This window comes from Thermococcus celericrescens, from assembly GCF_001484195.1.
Lineage (GTDB): Archaea > Methanobacteriota_B > Thermococci > Thermococcales > Thermococcaceae > Thermococcus > Thermococcus celericrescens.
Map to the genome: position 1 here is coordinate 40,685 of NZ_LLYW01000013.1, position 25,437 is coordinate 66,121.

Below are 25,437 nucleotides of genomic sequence, written 5' to 3' on the forward strand. Positions count from 1 at the left end.
AACTGGACCTGGAAGGTGACCTGGCACCGGGGGGTGAGAGTATGAGCTTCCAGACGGCTCTGGAACTCTACTCTGAAAGGGAGCGGCAGGAGCGCAGAAAAATCCTCGCGGCGGCGCAGGGCTTGAAGAAGCGCGTTCAGGCGTTTCAGAGAACCTACCGCAAGGACATCATGCGGGAAGTCATGGAGGTCCTCCTTGGGGGTGACGAGTGATGGTTGCGGCTCTCTATCGTCTCCACCCCCAACAGACCTCGCTGAGAGATGCACTGCGGGCGGCGGAGCTGGCAGGCTTGGACGGACAGGTTGTGCTGGACCCCTTTGCCGGCACTGGCACGCTCGTCTATGCCGCTGCCCGGGCCGGTGCAAGGTTTGTTGTCGGCTCGGATATAGAGGATTGGAGTGAGTACCTTCGCCCGCAACTCTCAGAAGTTCAGAATTTCGCGCTGTATTGGCGCGTTGATGCAATGCATGCTGTCAAACGCTTTGAGCATGATGTCCTCTTCACGGACCCGCCGAACCCGGCCCGCGTCGATGGGTCCGCACCGATTTCACTCGTGAGGGACTTCGGCATCAGCGGCTCTCAGTTGAAGAGTATGTTCAGCTTCAACGAGCGCAATCTCATGGGTAGGGAGTGGGTCACAGTTACTTATGTAGTGAGGCTCATTCGCTATGAGCTTGAGCAAGGAAGGCGAGTCGTTGTTCATGCTTTCAGGGATTCTGGCAGGGATTTCGACTGGAAGAAGATTCTACGTAGGCACTTTCACGTGAGGACGATCTACGACGATTATGTGGAGGTGGTCTGATGGCTGCAGCTCGGGCCGAGATGGTCAGGCTTTCCGCCGACGCCGGAAAGCCCATTTACAAACCGTTCTTTGATTATATGCGCCGCTCTCTCCTCGACATGGAGAACAGGTACCTCTTCAGTGACTTGATCGAGTACCTGTTCCCTGGTGGGTTTGCCCTCTATGATGTGGATTCCATAGCTTTTGACAAGGAGTCGAGAGAGCCTGTTGCAGCCTTCGAGTTGAAGCGGAAGAGCTGGCGGGTTGCTCAGCGTGCATGGGAGAATGGCATGATTGAAGTGAACGGCTACCAGTTCCTCAGGCTAAAGAGGCTCTCAAGGCGCTTCAGCGTGCCTTTGTTTTACTTCATTTGGGCCGGTGAGAAGTTTGCAGTGTTCAAAGTTGACGATGTTTGGGCTGACTTGGAGCGGAAGTACGAGGGGACCTCGGCGGAGGACTTGTACGCTGTGATACCGCTTGAGAGCGTCCAGGTGGCTGAGGACTTTACCGAGCTGAGGAGGATAATGGAGGGCGTCTTGGGGAGGTGATGGGGTGATGGTGAGGGTGGTAATAGTGATTGAGACTGGAGCCAGAACCGACGTCTTGAGACCTTTCGGCGAGATAGAAGTGCCAGTAACATACGACGAGTTTTACTTTGACGCTCCAGAGGGCCTCAGCGATGATGAACTCCTCGAATTTGTGAGGAAGATGCAGAAGAAACTCTACGATGAAAGTGGCATGTTCGTCCACGGCCCGGTTTTCGTTGAGGGTCGGGACGAACCAATTGGGCGGGTGTGAGGTGACGGGGCGATGAATGAGTTTGAGGGTTTCAAAAATGCTGTTGTCAGGAACTGGAAAAAGCGGCGCCTTCCGAGCTTTATCAGGAAAAGAGCCCTCGACGTTACTTACACTTACAGCTATGAGACTCGGGAGACGTACATTGTTGCGTGGATGCAGTTCGGGAGCAAAATCTATGTTGTTGACATTGAGTATTCGTATGAGCGCGGTTGGCTTGAGCTCGCAATTTCAGAGCTTCCAGCACCGTACTCAAAGCTGAAGGGTTTCGACCCACTTCTTGTTCCTCCAGGAAAGAGTATTTACCGGTACGAGGTGAAACAGGGTGCTTAGCGTTAACTTTCATACGTATGTTAACAGCGATAATAACAGCACCGCGTTATTATCATTCTTTCCAAAAACTTTCCCGTGTGACCACAAGGTGAAACGGCACAAATCCAGAATACTTGCACCACGGTGCAGTATTCTCCCCCAACTCGCTCACCACAACTTGAAGAATAATGTGAATTCCCTCGCAGTTAATAACTGAGGTGGTGTAAGTATGCCGAGGAAAAGGCGCCTGCCTGATGTCGTGACCCTGAAACTCCCCACTTATGAACAGCCGGGAGACATTTTTGACGTGATCTTTGAAAGTGAAGAAGCCCGCAAAATGGCCGAACAGATTGTAGAGTACATCAAAAAGAACAAACGCATGGGTTGGGAAGAGTACAGAGAGCTCTTCCCTCCAGAGAAGCATTACCTCTACTTCCGCGTCATGAAACGCATGGAGGCCCTTGGCCTCATTGGTCGTGGGGCTTACAACACGTACATCCTCTCCAAGAAGTTCTGTGATAGGTTAGAGTATCTCTCGAAGCTCTGGCTCTTCAAGATTGGAAAAGCCGAGGAACTCTGGTGATTATCATGACCGCAATGGCTATATCCAGTCCGCAGGTATTACCTCAGTGTAGCCACATGTGGCCACGTGTGGCCACACAATATTGGGCGGAGGAGGGCCTTGAAATGGTCAAGAGGAAGCCGAAAAGAGCACGTATACCAATTCACATCACACTTAGTCCGCAGGTCATCGAAATGCTCGATAAAGCCACTTATAATAGGAGCCGTTACATAGAAGACGCCATTTTACAGCGGCTTTCGACCAAAAGCGTGGCTTTTAGAAGGGAAGGACGGTTGTGGAGCCGGGAGCGGGATTTGAACCCGCGACCTGCGGATTACGAGTCCGCCGCCCTGCCGAGCTAGGCTACCCCGGCACCCGATGTTAAAGACCAGCGGGGAGTTTATAAGCTTTTCTCAGGGACCACCAAGGAGCCCCCCGAAGATGGCCAGGGCCCTGGCGGGATCGGCCGCCACTATCAGGACTATGACCGCGAGGAGGAAGTTTAAGACGGTGACCCTCTGGAGCGAGGAAACCTCCCACCGGTATATGACCTCGGATATCCTTGCGCTCCATTCCCAGGAGGTCTTTGACACGGCAATACCAAGGAGGAAGCCGGCAATGACATCGTAGATCCAGTGGTGCCCCAGGAACACCGTTGCGAACGGTATAAGGCTGTTCGTGAGTATCAGGACCTTTCCGCCGAGGCGCTTCCGGTATTTCCACAGGGTGATTATGTTTATCATTATGAACGTGTTGTGAAGGGAGGGGAGGACGAATTCCTGCCTCGTCAGGAGGGTATTGTTGGAGGTGTAGCCGGGCAGGTTGTAGACTATATGCGGAGCGTAGATGTGGGCTATCAGGTATACCGAGCCCGCGACGCATACGCCATCAGATACCGGGCAAGCAGCCGGTCGGACGCCTCTAGATCCCTCAGATACAGCAGGAGGTAAGCAACGATAAGGGCTATGGAACCGGCGAAGCCGAGATAGTACACGACAGTAAAGAGTGCGTGGAGGGGCGGCACACCCTTGGTGAACTCCACCAGGCCAACGATCAGATCCCTCGATGTGAGGGGGAGTCTGAGAAACTGTGGCGTTAAGTCCACACTCCAGCGCCCGATGACGCCGTACAGAACGCCGAAGGCAACCCATCCAAAGTAGCTGAGGAAGAACGCGTTCAGCCTTACTAACACCTCCGGATCTTCAAGGCGCCGCTGGAGCATGTTCATAACTTCTACCCCCAAGTAGTCAAGCCTTTAACTTCGCCTTCTTGAACACTGCAGGTTTGACTCCAAGCCTTAAAAACCTTACACCCCAACCTGTGATGGTGAAAGGGCATGGAGATTCCGAACTACGGGAACCTGGAGATAAATGCGGTACTTTTTGACCTGAACGGCACCCTGGCGGAGGGCGGAAGGATCGATGACGAAGTTAAACACCTCCTAGAGAGGCTCGCGGAAAAATACACGGTCGTCGTTCTGAGCGCGGACACCTTTGGAACACTGGAGGAGGAGTTCAAAGGTCTTCCTGTGAGGATCGAGAGGGTTTCGAGCGGTGCTGAAAAGGCGGAAATCGCGAGGGGCTACGAACCCTACATAGCGGTAGGCAACGGAAACAACGATGTGGCCATGCTTGAGAGCGCGGAGTTGGCCTTCTGCATAATAGGGCCGGAGGGAGCGACAACCGACGCCCTCCTCGCCAGCGACGTAGTGGTGAGGGACGTTAAGGACGCCATAGGCATGCTCCTCGACGAGAGAAAGCTCATAGCAACGCTCAGAGGGTGAGTTATGGACTACAGAACGCTGAAGGGTATCGGAACAGCGGAGCTGGTGATCAAGAAGTCGGTCTTCATAGGCTACGCATCACCCGCGGAGACGGAGGATGAAGCGAGGGAGTTCATCGCAAAAATCAAAGCCCACCACAGCGACGCCACTCACAACGTTTCCGCATACCTCATCAATGATGGAAAGAACTTCGCCGTTCGCTACGATGACGACGGCGAGCCGAAGGGTTCGGCGGGAAAGCCCGTGCTCAAGGTTATCCAGAACAGGGGGCTGAGCAACGTTGTCGTCGTTGTTACCCGCTACTTCGGCGGCATAAAGCTCGGCTACGGCGGTTTGGTCAAAGCATACAGCGATACGGCAAGTTTGGCCATCGAAAACGCGGGTATCATTGAGGTGTACGAGACGGAGCGCTTCCAGGTCACCTTCCCCTATAGCCTCTTTCACACTGTCAGGGAAACCGTTGAAAAGGCTGGAGGAGGGGTTGTTAAGGAGGACTACGGCGAGCTGGTGACGTTCACCGTTGAAACGAGGAAAGGAGAGGCGGAGAAGCTGATGGAGCTTTTGACGGAGAGGACGAGGGGAAGGGTTCGGCTGAGGAGGCTCTTCATGAGCTCCTTCGAGGGGAGTCTTTGAGTTTTTACATCCCATCTGACCTCCTTCCCGCCGTGAGGGGCGAGGGTTCCAACGAGTTAACCCCTCGCCAATGGCGGGAAGGTTTTCGGGCACTCATTCACCTACTCCTCTCGCGAGTTTCGGTTCAGCCCGAAGGCCCGGTCTCACGCCCATTACCCCTACCGGCAAAACCAGATCGGGGTTATCGTCCCAACGGCCACCAATCAGCCCTAACCGCTCAAAGGCGGTCTTTTGAAAGGACGCCTAACGGCGTCTTCCTCCCGAGGACGGGAGGACACGCTGAAACCCCCTCTCACCGGGTTCTTTTGAGTGGCCCCTCCGAGGCCTTACTACCTTACAGAGTTTAAAAGGGTTTCGACTAATTAAAGGCGGGATTGTTGATTACTGCATCCCCGCCCTAAAGGGCGAGGCTTTCGGAAGAAAAATGTCATCCCTGCTCCCGGAAGGAGACCCTTCCAGAACCCTCTCCCAAACCCTTATCGCGGCCCATTTGTCTAAGAACTCGTTGAAGGTGCCGCACTTCGGGGAGAGCGTGCAGACGGGGCAGCCGTCCTGGCAGGAACAGGAACGAAGGTGCTCAAGGCTTTTCTCCATCAGCCTCGCAGCGTTCTCGTAGATTATCGGTGCGAGGCCCGCTCCCCCCTCGTTGCCGTCGTAGATGAACACGACCGGCCTTCCAGCGTGGGGTAAGCCCGGGAAGCTCGCGTAGCTGTAGCCCCCGAGCTCCCTCGAATCCACGTAGGTAAAGATGGGGGCGATTTTTATCATGTTGTGCTCTATCGCGTGAAGCGCCGAGCCGATTCCGTCCTTGCTGTCGATCATCTTCTTTATCGCAAAGGTCAGCTCTTCATCGCTGATTCCAAGCCCCTGGAGGGCATCGCCGATGCTCTTCTTTATGACGTGTGTGGTCGTCCCGAGGTAGAGCGGGAAGAGCTTCCTCCTGTCGAGGTTGCCGTAGAGGGTGAAGGCAAGGTCTTCAAAGCCCTTCTCGGCAGCCACATCGAAGAACTCCCCGAACTCCTCGCTCGTGACTTCCCTTATTGAGTCCGGAAAGACTAGCCATATTCCCTCCGTCTCAAACTCCCGGACGTAGGGTTCCTCGAACTCCACCTTCGCGAACTTCTCCCAGTTGAGGATCGAGAAGTCCTCCTCGGCCTCGATCCTCTCGCCGGTCATCGGGGAGTGTATCTCGCCACGCAGGATGCAGTCCTCCTTCAGCCTGACCAGCTCACCGACGTAGTTCCCAGTGTCTGCCCCTTTGACGGCGAATCCGGTGTAGACGTGCCTGACCATCAGCCGGCCGAGATGAATCTCCACTCCCCTGTAGGTTTTCTCGTCCCGGCTCTCAAGTATCTCGACCTCCTCACTCTTGGCCACGAAGGTTTCCACGTCCCAGAAGCGGTTAAGTCCCCTCGCGAAGACGAAGTGGAACTTTCCGAGGGCGAGTCTGTCCCTGGCCATGTAGAGCTCTCCCCTCGAGAAGTAGGCCATCCCCGGCAGGAGCGAGCGGTGGTACTCGTCGGAATCGACCTCCTCGATGATGTAGCCCTTGAGCTTGAGCCAGTTGATGAAGTTGAGCAACTCCCTGAGCGAGGATTTCTCCATCAGCTTGCCCCTTATCCAGGGCTCGTCCTTGACGAGGAAGAACGTCTCATCACTCGCCGTCCTCAGAGAGGAGTAGCTGAAGGCCGGCTTCCTCAGGCGAATCTCGAGCTTGCCAGTGAGCGGATTTTTCTTCAGGTCAGCCTTCCGTTCGATGACGAGCCTTTCGGCTATCTTCCTCTCGAACTCGTCAAGCTCGTCCCAGTCGATTATTCCCAGCTCGGTGAGGAGGTAGTGAAGGTGCTTCTCGGCTATGCGCTCGTTCTCGAGGTTTACCGGCATGTACTCGATTATTCCCCGCTCCAGCCTCTCAACGAGCTCGTCGAAGTGCTCTCGGTAGTAGTAGTCGAGACCGTTCTTTCTGAGGACTATGGCGTTGAGGGCCTCCCTGTCGGCGCTCCTTCCGGCCCTGCCGAAGCGCTGGATGAGGGAGAAAAGCCCGTCCGGAGGGATGCCGTAGTTGATGACTGCATCAAGGTCGCCGATGTCTATGCCGAGCTCAAGGGCGTTGGTTGTGAGCAGGACGAGCAGTTTGCCCTCCTTGAAGTCCCGCTCTATCTCCCAGCGGACGTTCTTGGGCAGGGTTCCCTTGTAGGTACTCGTTTTGTGAAATACCGGCGAGCCGAGGAGGAAGCGGAGGAGCTTTTCGGTTCCCCTTCTGCTGTCGAAGAAGACCAGCGTCTTGATTTTCTCACCGACGAACCTCTCGATAGCACTCCTTATGAGCTGCCTCTCGTCGAGGTTCCTCGGCTCGAAGAGGACCAGATATCTCCGGGGAAATGGATTCGTGGCACCGTTTACCGCCTCGAAGTTCTTCCGGAAGAGCTTCTCCGCGAACTCCTTCGGGTTCCTAAGCGTTGCCGAGAGCGCTATGGTTTGGGGCTTTGCTCCGAGTCTCCTTAGCCTGAAGTCGAGGCGGCGGAAGAGGTAGGCCGCGTTGCTCCCGAAGACGCCCCTGTAAACGTGAAGCTCGTCAACGACCAGGTAGCGGAGGTTTCTGAGGAGCCACTCGTAGTCCCTCCAGCGGCGCAGGATGTTGTAGTGGAGCATGTCCGGGGTCGTGAAGATAACCCTCGGCTTCTCGCGGAGGAGCTCCCTCCTCTCCTCCCACGGAACATCGCCCGTCAGGATCCTCGCGCTCACGTGCTTTCCGGTGAGGTGGTAAAAGACGAGGTTCTGGATGGAAAACTTTTCGAGCTGGTTGTTTATGAGGGCCCTCGTGGGGTATATGAGCAGGTAGGTCGCGCGGGGGTTGGATAGATAGGAATCGAAGATGGCCAATCGGAATATCTCGCTCTTGCCGCTGGCCGTTGGCGTCGTGACGACGATGTTCTCCCCGGAGTAAAGCCTCTCGAGGGCCTCGACCTGATGACGGTAGAGGGTAAAGCCGAGTTCTTCGAGGAGGGTGTTTACCTCGGGGTTGTTGAACCGAAAATCGCCGAACTCGCCTTCCTTTGGAGGAAAAACGTGAACCCTCGCTATCTCGGACTTGAGGGGCTTGAGCGTCTCGAAGAGGGACATGGGGGTAAATTGGAAAGAACGGCTAAAAAAGTAGCGGCACCCTCCGTAGAGCGGGCAAAGCTTTCCTCCGACCCCCGTTTCAAAAGGCCTTTAAGGTCATGGCGCGTTTCTCTTTTGGTGGTGATATGAGGGCGTACGTTACGGCTGTAGGAACCTCCCCAGAGGCCGTTTTTAACCCACTCTGGTGCCTTGCCGAGTGCCATTCCTGGGTCCCGGATGAGGTTTACCTGCTCTGGAATGATAATGTCGCGGGGGAGCTCGGGGAAGTTTATGAGTTGATCAAACGGCTCTCCACTGCCTACGGCGCGGATATAAAGGTAATCGCCGACGAGTCATTGAAGTTCGACGAGGCCGATGCCGTTGAGTTCAGGGAGAAGGTCGGGAGCTTGGTTGAGGCGCTGAAGGGGAAAGGCTATGATGTTGTGGTGGACATAACCCCCGGCAGGAAGTTCATGAGTGCCCTGCTCCTGGGTGCGGCGATGGCAAAGAACGCCGACGACGTCACGTACCTCCACCTGCGGGAGTGGACAAAGTACGTCGGAAGGCTTCTCTTTGAGGTTCCGATGGTAAAGCAGAGGCTCTTTACGGGACGCGAGCTGGCGGGCGTTAATGGAACGCTGGATAAGGCGAGAAGAAAGAAAGAATCCCCAGGGGTTTTCAAGATTGATAGAGAGCACATAATGGCGGTTCTCAATTCCCTCCATATCGATGGTGTAACGCGCTTCCCGCTCAAGGTACGAAACACGATCATTGGAAGCGTGACCCTCGGGGAAACTGCAAGTGTAAGGATCCCGGATTACATAGACCTCGACGACCAGCTCCACGGCGGGCACACGATGGTCAAGGAGGCCCTCATAGCGGGAGGGATGGCCAAGTTAAAAAACTGGGAGGAACTTGTCTCCATGGTGAAGCGGCTGAAGGGGGACGGAAGACCGCTGTACATCGGCTTCGACACCAACGCCCTCTACTTCCGCCTTCCCTCAAAGCTCCTCGGCGAAGGAAGGTTCTACTCCGGCGGAAGCCTGATTTTTGATTTCGTGTACTCCGATGAGGTAGCCCTGGAGGTCGGAAGGGCGGTAAACGACAAGCTTCCCTACGACAGGGCCCTTGGTGTGTATTCTAATCAGCCGAAGCCCAGGGCAAGACTGGCATCCCTTGGAAGAGTAGAGCTCGAGAGGCTCAGGGAACGCGGGGCGGAGAGGGCAGACTCCAGGGAAAACTTCCACGGGGACACCAAGATAGCCCTCGACTACAAGGTCTTCGCCGAGGAAAAGGATTCAAACGTTCTGGTGATTACCCTTGACGACAGGGCGTACGCAGAGATGGAGAGCCTGAAGGGAAGCGGACTGATACCGTTTAAACTTGAGTGGAGCTTTTCCTTCGGAGAGACCTTTGAGGGGACTTGGGAGGAGCTGAGGGACACCCTCTACGCCCTGGCAGCAACCCTCGGCGAGCTGAACCTTCACGGCTACAAGCTCCGTGGCCTGTGGCACGGCAAAAGCTCGACCGATTGGAAAAATGAAACTGTGGAGCTGAGGGGCTTCGAGTACGGAAGGCTCTTTAGGGTTCTTGGGGCCCTTTGAGCCTTTTGTTTATCATTCTAACATAGGGTTTCAGGACTCTCCGGTCCATTCTTTCCATTCTCCGAAAGAAACGAAACGGAGAACTCCCCTCATGGCTGAAACCAAGACCACCAAACTACCTCAAAGAGGGCAGGAAGAGAAAACAGTTAATCGTCCTCAGGAACGATCAATACAGAATTGAAGGCAACAAGTTGATCCTCAAAGGCCTTGGAAAATTTAAACGCCTTGAAATCCAATTCAAGGGGAGAATTCATCTCAAGGGAAAGCAGGAGCGGTTAGAAATCCAGTATGATGACGTTAAACGCAAGAGGTATGCTCACATCTCCAGTTCAAAAGTTGGGGGAAGACTGAAAGGAGAAGAGGGGATTGAACTCCCAAGACAGCCGAAAGGAAACCTCTCGGCAGGAATTGATTTGGGTATTAACAACTTGATAGCGGTGTATGTGGAAAGTGGCTAAAGCTTTCTCGTGAGTAGCCGACCTTTAAAGAGCATGGCCTTCTACTGGCAGAAGAGAATAGCCGAATACCAATCAAAACTTAACAAATCAAGAGCAAAGAAAAGCAGGAAACTAAAAAGAATGCACGAAAAGGCGAAACTCCAAGCTAAACACTACATCAATACTGCCCTGAGACAAACCGTCAGGAAACTCCATGAGTTGGGAGTTTCAAAAATCGTCGTCGGTTATCCTAAGGGAACTGCCAGAAACCCTGAGAAAGGCAGGAAGCAGAATTTTCTCCTCTCCCACGTCTGGCGGTTCTCCATAAAGGGGCTCGCTTTGTTCGTGGTCTTTATTCGTGTCCCGCAACGGGGCTTATCTCCAACGCTGATTTGGCTGGAGCCTTCAACATTTTGAAAAAAAGCCGTGAAAACAATAACCCCGGATTTGGGTGGCTTGTTCGCCCAAAGGAAGGCCCGGCCAGAGGGGCTGAAAGCCCGCTTTGAGTTGGGTTTGAATGAAGCCCCCAAACTTTCCCGTCCGTGGTGAGGGATTAATTCGTTGGAACCCTCGCCCTTCAGGGCAGGGAGGAGGTCAGCTGTGGGAAAGGGAGTATCATACTGGTGGGACAGTTTCCAAACCCGCAGGTAGTTCTGAAACGGTTAACTTTTCGCCCCGTTGAGCATTTAATACCCTGCAGAACTCTTATATAAGCATTACGCTCTCCTGAGCGCCCGGAAAGTAAGGCCTCTCGGGCTCCAGCCATAACTACCCCCGCGCCGAAACAATTAACTGACGCTATCTCGGCACTGAACGCGGCACCCGGTCAAAGCTTTATGCTTCGTATGGAATACACCGGACGGGGGCATTGTGCAGCCAGCGGTGTGGAGTTCTCTGGAATTGCCCATAGAAAGCGCGCGGAACGCCCCGACATCGCCCGCGGAGGCACAGAAAACCCCATTTTGGGCTGATTTTAAATCCGTCCAATTCCGCCCCGTTTCACGTCTAAGGGCGCTCAACGTTCAAAACCTTAAATAAACCCCACGCTACTCCAGAAGCTCATCAACGTTTAGGGGCACCACATCGCCGACCTTCACGTTGCCGCCATGTACTTCAACCACAACCGCACCGCCGAGCCTCGGGTCATAAGTGGCGACCCAAAGTGTTGGGTGGTACCAGTGAACGAGGAAGGCGTAGAGCCATATGGGGCCACGTCCGCTGAGCACCACGCCCCGGCTTCCCTTTACCGTGGGGGGCTTCAGGGACTTAAGTTCCTCCGGACTCACGTGCCCGTCCGTCTCAAAGTGAACAAGGGTGAAATCCTCAAGGTCAACAGTCTTAAAGCTCAGCATCCCCCACACCTCCCGATTCATCCCTTCCGCGGATGGTTCCGGCTTGATATACCCCAGAATAAAAATTTTGGGGAACCGGGTCACTCCCGGAGGAGCACCCAGCCCATGGGCTTTCTGTTGGCGACCCTCCTCGTCCGTGGAAAGTCACTTGAGAGCCTTTTGGTCACAGGGTTCCTGCCAAGTTTGAGCTTCCTTCTGATGTATTCAAACATATGGCTGTCAAAGAAAAGGGCTCCCAGGGTCATTGAGTACCAGCCGGAACCCCAGCCGAGCCTAAGCCTGTGTCCGTTCAGCCCTTTCAGCCCCCTGTAAAAGCGTTCGATGTCCCCGCTGAAGCTATCGTACTTTTTCAACTGGTCTCTCCTCAGCTCGAAGGATATTATCTCCCTGCTGAAGCTATCAACGGCACGCCATATCAGGTTCTCGAAGTCCTCCTTGCCGGACATCTCCTCGGCCAGCAGACCGTTGAAGGTTCCCGTCTTCAACCCCCTCTCTAGGAGCTCCCCATCAATCCTAAGCTCCATCTCAACGCTCAGCCCCTCGATACCCTCGACGTACTGCGGTATTCTTCCGGCCCCCACGGTCGCGACCTCGTAAACGGTCAGGTGTTTTGGGCCGAACGGTTTTCCGTCCCTGATTACGAGGGCTCTCATTGGGTCGTGCTTCGGCTCATATCTCCTGTCATTCCCCCTCCGAGCGTAGCCGAAGACGAGCGTTTCCAGTCTCTCGCCCACCCACTTGGGGGATACCCTCCTCATCTCCAGCAGGCCATTCAGGAAAGCGTCCAGCTCCCTGGCCCTGTCCTTGATCACCTCATAAAACACCGCCGTTCTTATGGGGCCCTTGAGGGACGAGCCTGGCACGTAAGGCTTTCCAGAGGTCTTTATGAACTCCCAGATTTTCATACTCTTGGGTCTGATGCTTCCGTTTACGGGAAGGATGTATCTGGACACGTCACCGGGGGCTATGCCGTATCTTTTGAGGTATCTCTCCCAGATGTAGTGGCTTCCTCCACTCTCAACGTTCCGGAGTTCGTCCAGTATCTCCTCCATGTCCGCCCCGAGTTCAATGAGTCTCTCCAGGAGCCCCTCAGTGTCGAGTATATGTATGGTCCCGTTTTTTCCGGGCAGTATATCCACCACGGTGAGTGTATCGCCGCTGCCTACGTGCACGGGGGAGATGGCTTCCAGTATCATTTCAGCATCACCCTAACTGGGAACGCCTTGCCATAGACGTGAACCTTGTGACCTATCTCCTTGGAAAAGTTGCCGTAGTCGTCGAGGTCAATAACAGCCCCCGCATCCTTGGATGAAACGATACTTCCCTCCCTGGCGAATAGCATTGTTGGTTTCCTTCTCGGTGTCCCCGTTTTCGTGTTCACCCAGCCTGAACGTTTCACCGGTTCCCAGTACACCAGCTCATCCCTGCTCCGCGGGAGGGTCAGTGAAAGGGTAACGAAGGAATCCCCATTAGACTCCCTTATCTCCACGTCTTTGACCTCGACGTTAAAGAGCCCGAGTCCCCATGTCCTCTTTCCTCCGAGCCCCTCGTCACCGAGGAATCTAACCGCGGGAAGCACGTATTTCCTGAATACAGACCCGTCCCCGTCGTAGAGGAAGTACAGACCGGCACTTTCCTCAAAGAAGACCTGCGTGAGATAGTATATCGAGGAGTTTGAGGTGACCCTGTCGAGAGCGACTTTGGGAACGTCCGCTACTTTAAAGGGCATTCTTTCGGGGAGCAGTTCGATTATTCTCTCGGGATCAATGTTCCTATTTATCACATCCTCAAAGACCTTCTTTGGGAGGAACTTTGACTTCTTGAACTTTTTAGAGACCCTATAGTTCTCCCGGCTCCCCATGGCGGTCTTGGCCACGAGGGAATCCGCATGGAGAGGCTTGGGAAGGTAGTACTCTCTGCCTCTGAATGGATAAAGGGATGAAAACCTCGCCCTGCCTGATGATACCGCATCAATCAGCCCGTCCAGTGGAATCCCCATTGCAGACAGCGCGTTGCCCATCGCACCGAAGAGCGTATCTGAGTGGACGGGAACGTCAACGCTGTCCGTCGAGCCCATGCCGACGTGGAGCGGGGACCTGAAGTGTAGCTTCACAGCCTTCATGCCGCGGTTACCCTCCTTCTATCTTGAATACCTCATCGAAGGATTCCCTCACCCCCTCGACTTTGGTGGGCATCTTAAGAAGAACCCGCTCGCCTTCCTCTCCGGTGTAATATCCCAGGGGCCGGAATGTTATGCTCTCGATTGTGAACTCCACCTTTCCGTAGCCCCTCGAACCGGAACCACCGAGATAGCTGTCTTCCAGGAGCTTCATGGCGGTGAGAAGGTTCCGGAGGTCGTCTTCCCACTGGGTGAGATCTTCAACGTTGTATATTATCTCAAAGTGGAATTCGGCGCCCGCGACGACTCTTTCGTTGGTTCTGGGGTTCGCCGCCGAGGTAACCCTGTCTATCGCCACTTCGGTCTTGGCCTCCGTTATCTGCTCTCCATCCCTCCATCTGTTCTCCCACTCCTTGGTCAGCTCAGCGTCCCTTACGATGAGTCCGGACGGAAAGTTGGAGTTGCCGCTCGCCCCAAAAAGCCTGCACACCGGACAGTTGATGGCAGTGTTGTGATCGTTGCAGACGTGAATCACAACCTTGCCAACAGCCTTGTTGAAGAACCTGCGACATTTCTTGTCCTTTATCTCCTTGACTGTACAATAGCCTGGCTCATAGGGAAGGTTTATCTCCCCCTTTTCGAGACGGGTGTTGGTCAGTATCTCGAGGAGGCCCCTCATCTTGCCTTTCAGGGATGAGCCAGGAATGTATGGCAGACCGGTTACGGGGTTCTTTATGACGGGGTTGTCGATTCCCCCTATCTCCGAAACCTCTTTCTGGGCGCCTATGTGCAGACCGGTGACGGCCTTTATCTTGCCCGTCAGGATAACCTTACCGTATATTCGCCGGTTCATCCCGCTCATTTATCACTCCCTCCAAAGAAGCGATGATAGGCTATAACCGCCTGGACAAAATCGTAAAATATCTTGTACAATTTTCTGTCGGGGTTTTCCATGAGTTCCTTCAGGAGGGGATCTAGAACACGGTGTATCGCCTCAAGAGGCTCCCTTTCCTTCTGTTTCTCCGCTTTGCCAACGGCGTAAGCCATAAGAAACCTCATCCTGGCGAGTTTTGCCTTTGTGTCCTCCTCCTTGGCGGAGTAGTTTTTAAAGTCCAGCTCGATGTTCCTAGCAAGCTCGAGAACCTTCCGTACCTGGTTGGTCTTAAGGTTCAGAGCCACCAGATAGGCGGAAACCCAGATCGCCCATTCGAGTCTCTTCTCGGGAGTCTGACCGAAGAATCCCTTTCCGTTTTCCAGTTCCCTCAGGGCCGACTCAAACCTTTCTTTCAGCTCCTTTTTGATCGCCCCTGAGCAGTTCCCGAGGGCTTCCTTTAGGAGGAATACATTGGGCTCCCCGCGGGAGAACGAGCCCCTGTATTTCGAACAATCCTCCCTGGGTCTCCCCCCAGGGCTCCCACTACCTCTGCCCCAGTTCATTACGGTTTCACCTCCTAACGGCCATCAGAAGGATTTTGAGTATTCCATCAATCCAAAATATCTCCTGCGGTTCCCCTGCGCGGTATTTCCGGACGTCCAGGGCTACAATGTCCTTCATGCTTTCGTCCAGCCCCGCGCGGGAGAGGTGGTACGCTGCGAGGTAGCTCCATGAGACGCCGAGCGGATCCATTGAATAAAGCTCCCTGAACTCAAGGAGCTTCCACAGGGCGGACTTGGGGACTTCTTTGCCGTTGAGGGCTAGTTTCCCTGCCCCAATGTGGAAGGGTTTTCCGTACTTCCTCCAGAGTTCCGAGTAAAGGCCCCACGGGTACGATACAGTGAATGTCCCGTCTTCCGGGATGCTCCTTCCCATCAGGCATATTCTGTCCTTGCCCTCATCTTTGGCCGTTTCGAGCCGCTCCTCCGTCACAATCGCCATTCTTTCAACCTGGTAGCTGTGAGGGAATGTCCCTATCCCTGCGGAGAGTGTTACGTTGGGGTTCCTCCCCGTGTATTCCCTCAAGAGTTCCCTTATCCTGAAGGCAAGGTTGAAAATCTCGTTCCACGCACCGAGGATGAACAGGTCGTCTCCCCCCGCGTAAACCACAACTATGTTTGCTTTTGTCCCGTGGTTTCCGGGATGCTTTTCGGCTCCGAGTTCCCTTGCCGTTGGAAGTTCCGGCAGATTCCGGCCGATGGAGACCTCCCCCCGGATTATTGAGTTGAGGTATGCCTTAAAGAAGTAGTCGAGGAGTCTCGACAGGTTTGCCACAAGCGCGGGGTTTGTCTTGGGCAGGCCAGTCCCAAAGATGAGGCCGAGGTCGTCAACGTCCGCCTTGAGAACCGCTATCCTGCCGGCACCTACGGAGTTTTCGGCGAGCTTTTCGAGGTCCATTATGTTTCCGTCCTCAGTCAGCTTGGCGTAGTCTGCCACCACATAGGGGATTGGGACGTATCCAGCCGGAACCCCCCGAGGATCCAGCGTGTTTCTCAGGAGAACCTCGGAGCCCTCCGGGAAGCTCACGGACTCGAGCAGTTTGGCGCTGTCCAGCCAGTGGAACCTTGAGAAAGGAAGCTCAACGGATTTCCTGTGATCCTCTCTGAAGTCCTTTCCCGTCCTGACGAAGACCTCGGTCTTTGGAAGCTTTCCGCCGAGATGCCAGAGTTCGTAGCACGTCCTGCAGAGATGGAGCACCGGCTCGCCCGTTTCGGGGTCGCTTATGACAAACCTCTCGAACTCGGAGCGGGTGATCTGTTTTCTGCACACATCGCACTCCTCGGATTTGCGATAGCCCTCCGTATCAACGAACCGGTCGATGGCATCGAGGAAGCGGCGCATCTTCCGTTTTCCGAGGAGCTCCTTGAGTTCCCCCCAAAGGGACCCCCTTTGAAGTCCCTGATTTCCTCGGGGGAGACATCCAGCCAGTCGATGGCCAGGTACAGTGAACCGTCAAACTTCCCAAGCAAAAAAGTCTCAAGCTCTTTCCGGATTTCCTTCAGAGTCTCCCTTGCCCGTTTGGTGTTGGGGGCTATTATCGTGAATGAACCGCCTCCGTTATACAGAACGCTCGCCCTCGTGAGTCCGAGCCGCTTGATGATTTCGAGGACCACGTCCCAGCCAAGAAGATCGAGGTACACGGACCTGGCGCGCAGATGCTTCAGCGCACCCTTGGATGTTATACTGAAGATGAACCTCTGTATCCCGGAGAGGTCACCTTCCACGAGGAGAAACGGTCTTTCGGAGGTTGCTCCACTTTCCTCCTCGCGCCAGTACAGATAAAGCGCAGTTGCGAGCGCGGCCACCATGCGGGCGCTGTCGTAGAAGGACACCGCCGAACCGGAACAGGCCGGGAGAAACGTGGTGTATGTTTCGAGTATCGCCATGACTGCGCTGGGTTCGGGAGTGAAATCTCTCCCCCTGAGCTCCTCCGCGAGTTCATCAATCCGCTCCCTGTACTCCTCCGCATTGACTTCCACCTTCTCTTCGGGGAGCGGGAGTCCTTTCCGGAAGTCGAGCCTCTGGGGGCGGTAATACATGTTCCTGGGCTGCCCTTTCCGATGTCTATAATGCTGAAAACCGAGAGCAGTGCTCCCAGGCCGCTTTTTCCATCACAGTCGCCGGCGAGCTTTGAGGCCAGCATAACAGCCTTTCCGAACCTGCGAAGCTCCTCGTCGGTGGAAACACCTTCGAATTTTTCCCAGCCATCGAGCAGAAGGGCGAGGGGTGCGATTCTTCTGTACTCCTCCCGACCGGAGCTTTCGGCGATGGAATTCAGGAATTCATAGCCAAGCCTCCCAGGGGGACCGTTTTGGAGGGGCGCGAGAAGCCGGCCGATGGAGTGGAGAAGCGCACCCGTAACGAGAACCTCGATGTCCCTCACCGAATCACCTCCACGGTACCGGGGATGAGCTGGAACCTGCAGACCAATGCCCCGGAACATATTGGTGCGCACTACCGGTGTTTCTGGTTACCCGATGCATCGTAGTGGGCACTTTGTAACTCTGTCCGCGAGGATATAAAAACATTTCCACACAGTTGGGAGATTATCCATCAATGTCGTCCCTCGTCGCGGGGTCAAGCTTAATCCCCGCAGGTAATTGAAGCGAAAAGAGCGATTTCCCAAACCTCAGGTAGTCCTGAAATCTGACAGCAAGAAGAGCACTATGAGGCCAGTGACAGAGCCTCCGTTTCCAAACCAGTGGGTGGTTCTGAAACTTGGAGGAGTAGGGAGCTGGGTTGCATTAGACCTCGCTCTGTTTCCAAACCCGTAGGTAGTCCTGAAACGGTTAACTTTTTCACTCCTTTTAAGCGTTTAATACTCAGCAGAACCCTTATATAAGCATTACGCCCCTCAGAGCGCCCAAAAAATAAGGCATCTCCTGCCCCTACCATAACTAACCCCACTCCGAAACAATTAACCGACACCATCCCCAGCGCCGGAAGGCAGAAAAAGACCACAAAAACGCCCGCCGTATGAACGGACGGTGCAGGCCAAGCTTGAGTAGTGGCAGAGCCATCTTTCTTGAAATCACTCATGAATATGGTATGGAAACCCCCACTCGCCCCACGGGGACACTGGACTGCTCCGTTCATGGGCGATTCCAAACCCGTCCAATTTGGCTGTTTTTAACGGAATAACACATGGAGCGCCGCCGTTAAGCTGATAAACCTGGGAGACCCCTTACCCCAGTGCCCGGAATTCCCATGGAGCCCCCACACCTTCTCGAAAGGTTTTTATCCCTTTCAACCCAAGTGGGTTGCTGGTGTTTCAGGATGAGGATAAAGCTCGACCTGGAGCCCGATGAAAGCTTTCCCTTCTATGCCGTTGGAAAACACGCAGTTCAGGCGATGATATACACCCACCTCTCGGGGACGGAATACGAGTCGCTCCACGACAGGAGAGGATTCAAGTTCTTCACTTTCTCGGACATCTTCCCCAGCGGCCGTTTTCAGCCCGGAGAAAGGAAGAGCCTGATAATCAGCTCCCCGGACGGGGGCTTCATAGAGACCCTCTACGAGAGGCTCCTGCCGAACGAGAAGATTTACCTCGGAAGGCACGCGCTGAACGTCGTCTCAATCAAGAAGTTCAGCCTGAGGCCTGGGAAGGCCTTCATAACCGGCTCTCCAGTGGTGCTTTCGGCTCCCGGTCGCGGGCGCTTCTTCACCTTCCACCACCACAGGAGCCTGCCCTACTTCATCGAAAAGCTCACCGAGAACGCCATCAAGAAATACGAGGCATTCACGGGCGAAAGCCTCACCCTCGACTCCCCCATCTTCACCGCCATGGTTCCGAGGCTCAGGAAAAAGGGCTGGTTCGACATCTACGTGAGGGTGAACATCAGGGGGCGCTACTTCGACGTCCCCGGCACGACTTGGGAGTACCTGGAGGCCCCGATAAACCTCGACAACCGGGAGTTCTACTCATTTCTGATGGACGCGGGCATAGGTGAACTTAACTCCCTCGGTTTCGGTTTCATAAATCCCCTCAGGGGGAGAAGAGTCACGGGTGGGGCCAGTTGAGGAACGCCCTCGGTGGGCTGATACTCCTCGTCGAGATGCTGCCGTGATAGCGGCTCACGCGGCATTAAAAAGAAAACTGCTCTAAAGCCGCCGGTTCAGGGAACGCGCCATCTCGTTGAGCAGGTCTTTTAGTGAGTAAACGTCCAGATCAACGCGGTAGAGGCTCTCCTCCGGCGCAACGTCCTGAATCTCCTGCTTCGTGTACTCGGCCTGGCAGTCGCCCTTTATAGCCTCAAGGGCCATCGCGACGCTCACGAGCGTTTTTCCGCCGGTTACGTCGAAGGTAACTTCACCGCTCTCTTTCTTCAGTATCTCCCCGAGGGCTCCCTTTATAGCCTCCCTGCACTCCTCCACGTCGTCGAAGTTTCCGGCGGGAACCATCACGAACTCGATAACACCCTCCCCGCTACCGATGCTCTCTCTCCTGCCGTCCGGCCACCTGATGAGAACCGGCCTTCCCGTGCACTCCGAGAGCTTCAGGAAGAAGGCCCTCATCTTGGCCTCGAAGGCGGAACCCTGCGCATCGAATCCCCTCTCACTCAGGTATTCCCGAGCGTACTGGGTCGTTCTGTCATCTTTCCAGTTGAGGATAGATTCTGAGACGAGGAGGAAGACCCTCTCAAGCCTCGGGAGATGGTAGCTAATCGCCTGAAATAGGGGAACTATATTCTGTCTCTTCTGTCTCTTTGGTCCGTTGTTGAGCTCCGCGCTGTTCCTCCTGAGCATATCGCAGTCGGCATGGAGAACCCTGTCCGCGTCCCAGCTTGGAATGCTCAGAGCGGTGACGAGGTACCGCGTTTTCCTGAGTTCCCGCCTTTCACTCCTCTTCTGCTTTGGCTCCACCAGCCAGTATGTCAGCAGGGCTATGGAGGATGTGTAGAGTATCGCCCCAATGGTCCCGAGGGGTTCACCGTTCGATACGCTGTCGGGAAGCCACGCCGTCAGGACGCCCGCGAGCAGTATGAACAGCAAAACTCCCAGGAGGCTCTCAACCTGACCGAGCACTAGTCCTATAAACTGCACAGACAGGAAGGCCTCCAGTCCCACTTCTGACTTCTTCCGGGCTCGGTGATACATGAACAGAGAGATAACAAAGACTATCACCGACGCTATCAAAAACGGAGGGTATCTCACTATGTTGGAGGGCACATAGAACGCAGCGAGGGGAATCAACAGGAGCACCATCCAGAGGAGGTCTCTTCTATTGAGCCGCATGGATTGAGATATCCCGCAACCCTTTAAAACCCTCTCCCTCAGCCTAACCCGGTGGTGAGTGATGAGGATAGCGGTCATCGATTACGACAGGTGTAACCCCGACAAGTGCGGCAACTTCCTGTGCGAGCGCGTCTGTCCGGTCAATCGAATGGGCGGAGAGGCGATAATCATAGACGAGGAGAACTACCGCCCGGTGATCCAGGAGGCGAGCTGTACGGGCTGCGGAATCTGTGTGCATAAGTGTCCCTTCAACGCGATAACCATAGTGAACCTCCCGGAGGAGCTTGAGGAGGGCTGCGTCCACCGCTATGGAGTAAACGCCTTCGTCCTCTACAGGCTTCCGGTGGTCAAGGACGGCATGGTCGTCGGTATCCTCGGACCGAACGGAACCGGTAAGACCACCGCGGTTAAGATACTCGCCGGCCAGCTCCTGCCGAACCTCTGCGGCGACAACGAGGATTGGGACAACGTCATCAGGGCATTCCGCGGCAACGAGCTCCAGAACTACTTCGAGAAGCTCAAGAACCGGCAGATTAAACCTGTAGTCAAGCCCCAGTACGTGGACTTAATCCCCAAGGCGGTTAAGGGCAAGGTTCGGGACCTGCTCAAGAAGGCCGACGAGGTTGGAAAATTCGATGATGTGGTCAGAGAGCTTGAGCTGGAGAACGTCCTCGACAGGGACATAAAACACCTCTCCGGCGGTGAGCTTCAGCGCGTGGCCATAGCCGCGGCGATACTCAGGGACGCGCACTTCTACTTCTTCGATGAGCCGTCCAGTTACCTCGACATAAAGCAGAGGCTCAAGGTGGCCAGGATAATCCGCCATCTGGCCGATTCGGGCAAGGCGGTTCTCACCGTTGAGCACGACCTGGCGGTTCTGGATTATCTCAGCGATGTCATTCACGTCGTCTACGGTAAGCCCGGCGCCTACGGTATATTCTCCCAGCCGAAGGGCACGCGCAATGGAATAAACGAGTTCCTGCGCGGCTACCTGAAGGACGAGAACGTCCGCTTCAGGCCCCAGGAGATAAGGTTCACCAAATCCAGCGAGAGGAAGAGCCAGGAGGGCGAGATACTGGTTGAGTACCCGAGGCTGGTGAAGGACTACGGCGGCTTCAGGCTCGAGGCCGAGCCCGGAGCGCTCTACATGGGCGAAGTCGTGAGCATCGTCGGCCCCAACGGAATCGGTAAGACCACCTTCGTGAAGATGCTCGCGGGCGTCGAGAAGCCCACCGAGGGAGAGGTCGATTGGGAGCTGAAGGTTTCCTACAAGCCGCAGTACATCAAGGTCGACTACGAGGGGACCGTCTATGATCTCCTGAGCAAAATAAACGCGGGGAAGCTCCTCAACAGCTTCTACAAGACGGAACTTCTCAATCCGCTCGGAGTTCCGGACCTCTACGACAAGCAGGTGAACGAGCTGTCGGGCGGTGAACTTCAGAGGGTTGCAATAACCGCGGCACTCATCCGCGACGCGGACCTGTACCTGCTCGACGAGCCCTCCGCGTACCTCGACGTCGAGCAGAGGTTGGCGGTTTCAAGGGCGATAAGGCACCTGATGGAGAAGGAGGGCAAGACCGCCCTCGTCGTCGAGCACGACGTTCTCATGATAGACTACATCAGTGACAGACTCATGGTCTTCGAGGGCGAGCCAGGGAAGCACGGTAAGGCACTGCCGCCCACCGGGATGCGCGAGGGCATGAACCGCTTCCTCGCGGGGGTCGGCATAACCTTCAGACGCGACCCGGACACGGGCAGGCCCAGGGCCAACAAGGAGAACAGCGTCAAGGACAGGGAGCAGAAGGAGATAGGCGAGTACTACTACGTCGCCCCGTGATTCTTTTTTCTGTTTGCTCTTTCCCAAACCCTCTTCGGCCAAAATCACGGGGTTTTGTGCCCCTGTAAACTTAAATAAACGTTGACTAACGTTGTTTAACGATAAGCTATGAAAAAGCCCGTAAAGAGGGACTATGCTGAACAGACATGAATCTAAGACTACGATTTCGTGAAAAAAGCTTAAATATGACAGTCTTCAAAAAGAAAAGCGAGGTGAAGCGCCATGGTGTGGAAAAAAGCTATTGCATTGCTCTTTGGTTTGATGATGGTGGCGACGACCGTGTCCTTCGGCCACGTGTCCGCCGCAGATACCAGCGTGACCGTCATACTCGTCAGCGACAACGAGGCTGACTGCACACTGGCCCAGTACCTCGCCAACATGACCGGCGCGGTGGTCGTGACGACCCCCTGGGGGGTCTATGACCCGAACGTCACGGCGAACGTGATGAGCTACGGCCCGGATAATGTTATAATAATTGGGGGACCCGATGCCGTCGTCGATAGGTATCTGGATGATCTCGGGGAACTCAACATCACCGTCGAGCGCTGGTGGGGCAGGAACCGGTACGAGACCAACCTGGCGGTCATAGGAAACGCAACCGCCAAGCTCAGGATAAAGTTTGAGAACAATGTGATAGTGGTTCCCGGCAACGACACCGCCGCGATCAAGGTCGCCCTCAGGAAGGCCGTGAAGGTTCACGGGGTGATAATCTTCGCCAACGACACCACCAACATAACCAGAGTCATGATGAAGATAGAGGCCCACCCGAAGAACATGACCCTCATCAGAAGCCAAGTCATGATGGAAATGGCCGAGAGACTCAGGGAGAGGTTCGAGAACCGCGTCGGGGCCAACGTCACAGAGATCGATGTCAACATAACCCCTGAGATGGCGATGGAGGCCATTAACACGAGCGAAGAGCGCATTGCCTCCGCCGAGGAACTGCTCGCGAACGTTACCCTGCCGCCCCAGATGGACCGGGTCGCGGAGAAGATGCTGAACCTCGCCAAGAAGGAGCTTGAGAGAGCCAGGAACGCCTATGACGACGGTGAGTACGGAAGGGCCTACGGGCAGGCGACGGCCGCAAAGGCCCACGCCGAGTTCGTCATAAGGATGGCCTCGAAGGAGTGGCAGAACAGGGTGAGGATCGACGCCGCTGTGATGGCGAGGGTGTTCCTGCACCGCGTGGAGATACAGCTCAGGATCATGGAGAAGTCGGGAATGAACGTCACCAAGATAGAGACCCTCGTTGACCAGCTCAAGACCGCCATCGAGAACAAGGACTACGACGCTATCGATGCCCTGATGGCGCAGATCAGGCAGGAGCTGCTCCAGATGTACGCCCACGGAAAAGGCAAGTTCAGGGAGCACATCCTTCTCCCGGACCGTGCCGGACGCTGGCAGCCGTGAGGGCTGCCCTCCCCCGTTCTTTCATATTCTCGCCGCTCCGCCCGACAGTCCACGTATTCTGAAACACTCATCCTCGGGCAAAGTCTTTAAGCATTCACCTGTTATGTCGTACAGACACAAAGGAATTCAGGGGGATCAAGATGCTGCCTGTGGGTAAAATTCCACCGGAAAAACTCAGAGAGCTTGTTTTCAACCGCCTCGGGGCCAGGGGAGAGAGGGTGATAATCGGGGCCGATCTCGGGGTGGATGCGGCCGCGATAGACTTCGGAGAGACGGTTCTCGTTGCATCGACCGACCCCATAACCGGTGCCGGGGAGGGAATAGGTTTCTACGCGGTTCACGTCAACGCCAACGACGTGGCCACCTTTGGGGCCAGACCGAAGTGGTTCCTCGCTTCAATTCTCCTCCCCGAGAACTCCGACGATGCCATCCTCTCGGGGATAACGGAGGAGCTCCACAGGAGCGCCGCAAAACTCGGCGTCGCCATAGTGGGCGGCCACACGGAGGTGACGCCGGGCCTCGACAGGCCGATAGTCGTCGGGACGATGCTCGGAGAGGTGCCGAGGGGAAAGCTCGTGACGTCGAACGGCTCGAAGCCCGGGGACGCGATAATACTCACCAAGTGGGCGGGTCTAGAGGGAACGTCGATAATAGCGGGCGAGAGGGCTGAGGAGCTTGAGAGGGCTTTCGGAAGGGAGTTCGTCAAGAGGGCGAGGAAGTTCATCGAGATGATAAGCGTCGTGGAAGATGCCCTCACGGCCAACGAGGTCGGCGTTCACGCCATGCACGACCCGACGGAGGGGGGAATAGCGAACGGCCTTCACGAGATGGCCGACGCCGCCGGCCTGGGCTTCAGGGTGCACCTCGAGAGAATACCCATACGGGAGGAGACGCTCGGAATATGCCGCTTCTACGGTCTAAACCCCCTCGCCCTGATAAGCTCCGGGGCCCTGATGATAGCCGCCCCGAGGGACGGCGTGGATGAAATCCTAAACGCCCTCAGAGAGAAAGGCATAAACGCCTCCGTCATAGGAGAGTTTGTGGAAGACCCCGGCGTCAGGGTCATCGTTGAGAACGGTGAAGAGAGGCCCCTTGAGAGACCTGAGAGCGACGAGCTCTGGAAGGTGGTCTGAGCCCAATCAAATCTCAACCGATATCCTCAGCTTTTCCTCTTCCTCCAGCTTTTTGAGTACACCCAGGGCGGTCTCGGGGCTAAGCGACATTCTCCTGATGTGCTCGTAGGCCCTCCGTATCTCCTCCCGCTCGTACCCCTGGGCGCGCTTCTCCAGGTACAGCAGGACGGAGAGAAGAACCCCCTTGATACTCCTTTCCTGGAGGGGAAGGAGCTTCCATCCACCGTCATAGACATAGGCTGCCTTGGGTGTCTCGTCCCCCTTCAGCTCTCCAACGGGAACCGTGTTCATGCCCTCCCGCGACGTCAGGTACTCGATCAGCATCTCCTCGGAGTAGCCCTCCTGCCTGAGCCCCAGAAAGCTCAGTTCAAGTGCCCTCAGAAGGGAGGCAACCCTCTCCATCTCGGTTATCCTGGACTTCGAGAGAATAGACAGCTTCAGCACGGCCTTCTCAAGGGGCTCTTCCTCGATGTTGACGGTGACGAGAATCCTGTCCCTCAGACGGGAGCCCTCTTCAAAGGCCTTCACCGCTATCCACACGGCACCGTTCGTGAGGATGCCGTATTTAACGCCGGAGTTGAAGCAGTAGCGCGCCAGCTGGCGGAGGGGCTCGTCCCGTTTGATTATGTTAACCCCGAGGTTCTTGGCCTCGACGTAGGCAAAGACCTCGCCATTGAGGATGAGCGCGTAGTCCGCCCTCCCGTCCTCCGTCCGCTCCTCCGGCCTGACCTCTTCGGGGTTGTTCCAATCCCATCCCAGTGCCTGAAAAACCTCACCGATGAGGTGCTGCTTCACCGCCTCCTCGTTCTTGGCGTAGAGTTCCCTGTGTGAACGGATTTTCCTCCTGACGCTGGCCACGGCCTTGGTAAGTTCTTCCATGCCCATACCCCCGACCGCTTTAGTG

At 55.5% G+C, this 25,437-nt stretch carries 24 protein-coding genes, 1 tRNA gene and 2 pseudogenes; 14 read left to right on the forward strand and 13 right to left on the reverse strand.

Translation table 11 applies throughout. The annotated features are described in order from the left end of the window. Positions 1-41: 41 nt before the first annotated feature. From APY94_RS13160 to APY94_RS04155, 6 genes are all read left to right on the forward strand, one after another. Positions 42-212 (forward strand): hypothetical protein, encoded by a 171-nt coding sequence (locus APY94_RS13160; RefSeq protein WP_157065467.1) that lies wholly within the window; start codon positions 42-44, stop codon positions 210-212. After that, positions 212-802: a TRM11 family methyltransferase gene (locus APY94_RS04135; protein WP_058938435.1), complete on the forward strand. Its 591-nt coding sequence runs from the start codon at positions 212-214 to the stop codon at positions 800-802. Before APY94_RS13160 ends, APY94_RS04135 begins: the two co-directional genes overlap by 1 nt. After that, positions 802-1,329, forward strand: a complete 528-nt coding sequence (locus tag APY94_RS04140) for a hypothetical protein (protein ID WP_058938436.1) — start codon at positions 802-804, stop codon at positions 1,327-1,329. The genes APY94_RS04135 and APY94_RS04140 overlap by 1 nt, the downstream gene beginning before the upstream one ends. A gap of 7 nt (positions 1,330-1,336) precedes the next feature. Then, positions 1,337-1,579 (forward strand): hypothetical protein, encoded by a 243-nt coding sequence (locus APY94_RS04145; RefSeq protein WP_058938437.1) that lies wholly within the window; start codon positions 1,337-1,339, stop codon positions 1,577-1,579. A gap of 12 nt (positions 1,580-1,591) precedes the next feature. Next, entirely contained in the window at positions 1,592-1,909 is a 318-nt protein-coding gene (locus APY94_RS04150; RefSeq protein ID WP_058938438.1) for a hypothetical protein, read from the forward strand. Positions 1,910-2,117: 208 nt separating this feature from the next. Next, a complete protein-coding gene (locus APY94_RS04155) occupies positions 2,118-2,471 on the forward strand; it encodes a hypothetical protein (RefSeq protein WP_058938439.1) in 354 nt (117 codons plus the stop codon). A 275-nt stretch (positions 2,472-2,746) separates the two neighbouring features. On the opposite strand, the gene APY94_RS04160 is transcribed toward APY94_RS04155, so the two are convergent. The 3 genes from APY94_RS04160 to APY94_RS13620 form a co-directional block, all read right to left on the reverse strand. Next, positions 2,747-2,823: transfer RNA gene (locus APY94_RS04160), tRNA-Thr, on the reverse strand. A gap of 40 nt (positions 2,824-2,863) precedes the next feature. Further along, positions 2,864-3,310 (reverse strand): phosphatase PAP2 family protein, encoded by a 447-nt coding sequence (locus tag APY94_RS13615; protein ID WP_245610408.1) that lies wholly within the window; start codon positions 3,308-3,310, stop codon positions 2,864-2,866. Next, on the reverse strand, positions 3,307-3,678 hold the full coding sequence (locus APY94_RS13620) for a hypothetical protein (RefSeq protein WP_245610409.1): 372 nt from the start codon (positions 3,676-3,678) through the stop codon (positions 3,307-3,309). The genes APY94_RS13615 and APY94_RS13620 overlap by 4 nt, the downstream gene beginning before the upstream one ends. A 108-nt stretch (positions 3,679-3,786) precedes the next feature. Between APY94_RS13620 and APY94_RS04170 the strand changes: the two genes are divergently transcribed. Next, complete coding sequence (locus APY94_RS04170; protein WP_058938440.1) at positions 3,787-4,233, forward strand: HAD family hydrolase; 447 nt, start codon at positions 3,787-3,789, stop codon at positions 4,231-4,233. Positions 4,234-4,236: 3 nt separating this feature from the next. Beyond that, positions 4,237-4,866, forward strand: coding sequence for a YigZ family protein (locus APY94_RS04175; RefSeq protein ID WP_058938441.1), 630 nt, complete (start codon positions 4,237-4,239; stop codon positions 4,864-4,866). Between the two features lie 381 nt (positions 4,867-5,247). Here the strand turns inward: APY94_RS04175 and APY94_RS04180 are convergent, their stop codons facing one another. Next, entirely contained in the window at positions 5,248-7,989 is a 2,742-nt protein-coding gene (locus APY94_RS04180) for a DEAD/DEAH box helicase (protein WP_058938442.1), read from the reverse strand. Positions 7,990-8,114: 125 nt separating this feature from the next. Here APY94_RS04180 and APY94_RS04185 point away from each other — a divergent pair, with 125 nt between their 5' ends. Both APY94_RS04185 and APY94_RS12900 read left to right on the forward strand, forming a co-directional pair. Continuing rightward, positions 8,115-9,572 (forward strand): hypothetical protein, encoded by a 1,458-nt coding sequence (locus tag APY94_RS04185; protein WP_058938443.1) that lies wholly within the window; start codon positions 8,115-8,117, stop codon positions 9,570-9,572. Positions 9,573-9,613: 41 nt separating this feature from the next. After that, a pseudogene (locus APY94_RS12900) lies at positions 9,614-10,558 on the forward strand (transposase); the annotation flags it as partial. A 497-nt stretch (positions 10,559-11,055) separates the two neighbouring features. Here APY94_RS12900 and crn3 read toward each other — a convergent pair. From crn3 to cas10 (APY94_RS04230), 7 genes and pseudogenes are all read right to left on the reverse strand, one after another. After that, entirely contained in the window at positions 11,056-11,361 is a 306-nt protein-coding gene (gene crn3, locus APY94_RS04200) for a CRISPR-associated ring nuclease Crn3/Csx3 (protein WP_058938446.1), read from the reverse strand. An 80-nt stretch (positions 11,362-11,441) separates the two neighbouring features. After that, the gene (gene csm5, locus APY94_RS04205) at positions 11,442-12,557 is read right to left on the reverse strand and encodes a type III-A CRISPR-associated RAMP protein Csm5 (protein ID WP_058938447.1); all 1,116 of its coding nucleotides are present in this window, start codon (positions 12,555-12,557) and stop codon (positions 11,442-11,444) included. Further along, positions 12,554-13,483: a type III-A CRISPR-associated RAMP protein Csm4 gene (csm4, locus tag APY94_RS04210; protein WP_058938448.1), complete on the reverse strand. Its 930-nt coding sequence runs from the start codon at positions 13,481-13,483 to the stop codon at positions 12,554-12,556. The genes csm5 and csm4 overlap by 4 nt, the downstream gene beginning before the upstream one ends. A gap of 7 nt (positions 13,484-13,490) precedes the next feature. Continuing rightward, a complete protein-coding gene (csm3, locus tag APY94_RS04215; RefSeq protein WP_058938449.1) occupies positions 13,491-14,342 on the reverse strand; it encodes a type III-A CRISPR-associated RAMP protein Csm3 in 852 nt (283 codons plus the stop codon). Then, positions 14,339-14,917 (reverse strand): type III-A CRISPR-associated protein Csm2, encoded by a 579-nt coding sequence (gene csm2, locus APY94_RS04220; RefSeq protein ID WP_058938450.1) that lies wholly within the window; start codon positions 14,915-14,917, stop codon positions 14,339-14,341. The genes csm3 and csm2 overlap by 4 nt, the downstream gene beginning before the upstream one ends. 7 nt (positions 14,918-14,924) lie before the next feature. Further along, entirely contained in the window at positions 14,925-16,256 is a 1,332-nt protein-coding gene (gene cas10 / locus APY94_RS04225; protein ID WP_394325670.1) for a type III-A CRISPR-associated protein Cas10/Csm1, read from the reverse strand. 62 nt (positions 16,257-16,318) lie between these two features. Continuing rightward, positions 16,319-16,978: pseudogene (gene cas10 / locus APY94_RS04230) on the reverse strand (type III-A CRISPR-associated protein Cas10/Csm1); the annotation flags it as partial. 1,213 nt (positions 16,979-18,191) lie between these two features. Between cas10 (APY94_RS04230) and cas6 the strand changes: the two are divergent. Then, complete coding sequence (cas6, locus tag APY94_RS04240) at positions 18,192-18,938, forward strand: CRISPR-associated endoribonuclease Cas6 (RefSeq protein ID WP_058938454.1); 747 nt, start codon at positions 18,192-18,194, stop codon at positions 18,936-18,938. Between the two features lie 81 nt (positions 18,939-19,019). Here cas6 and APY94_RS04245 read toward each other — a convergent pair whose 3' ends face one another. After that, positions 19,020-20,153, reverse strand: a complete 1,134-nt coding sequence (locus APY94_RS04245) for a hypothetical protein (protein ID WP_058938455.1) — start codon at positions 20,151-20,153, stop codon at positions 19,020-19,022. Between the two features lie 61 nt (positions 20,154-20,214). Here APY94_RS04245 and APY94_RS04250 point away from each other — a divergent pair, with 61 nt between their 5' ends. From APY94_RS04250 to APY94_RS04260, 3 genes are all read left to right on the forward strand, one after another. Next, complete coding sequence (locus APY94_RS04250) at positions 20,215-21,990, forward strand: ribosome biogenesis/translation initiation ATPase RLI (RefSeq protein WP_058938456.1); 1,776 nt, start codon at positions 20,215-20,217, stop codon at positions 21,988-21,990. 222 nt (positions 21,991-22,212) lie between these two features. Further along, positions 22,213-23,400, forward strand: coding sequence for a cell wall-binding repeat-containing protein (locus tag APY94_RS04255; protein WP_058938457.1), 1,188 nt, complete (start codon positions 22,213-22,215; stop codon positions 23,398-23,400). Positions 23,401-23,540: 140 nt separating this feature from the next. Then, positions 23,541-24,533: an AIR synthase family protein gene (locus APY94_RS04260; protein ID WP_058938458.1), complete on the forward strand. Its 993-nt coding sequence runs from the start codon at positions 23,541-23,543 to the stop codon at positions 24,531-24,533. A 6-nt stretch (positions 24,534-24,539) separates the two neighbouring features. Here the strand turns inward: APY94_RS04260 and APY94_RS04265 are convergent, their stop codons facing one another. Further along, entirely contained in the window at positions 24,540-25,412 is an 873-nt protein-coding gene (locus APY94_RS04265; protein WP_058938459.1) for a type I restriction endonuclease, read from the reverse strand. Between the last annotated feature and the right edge of the window lie 25 nt (positions 25,413-25,437).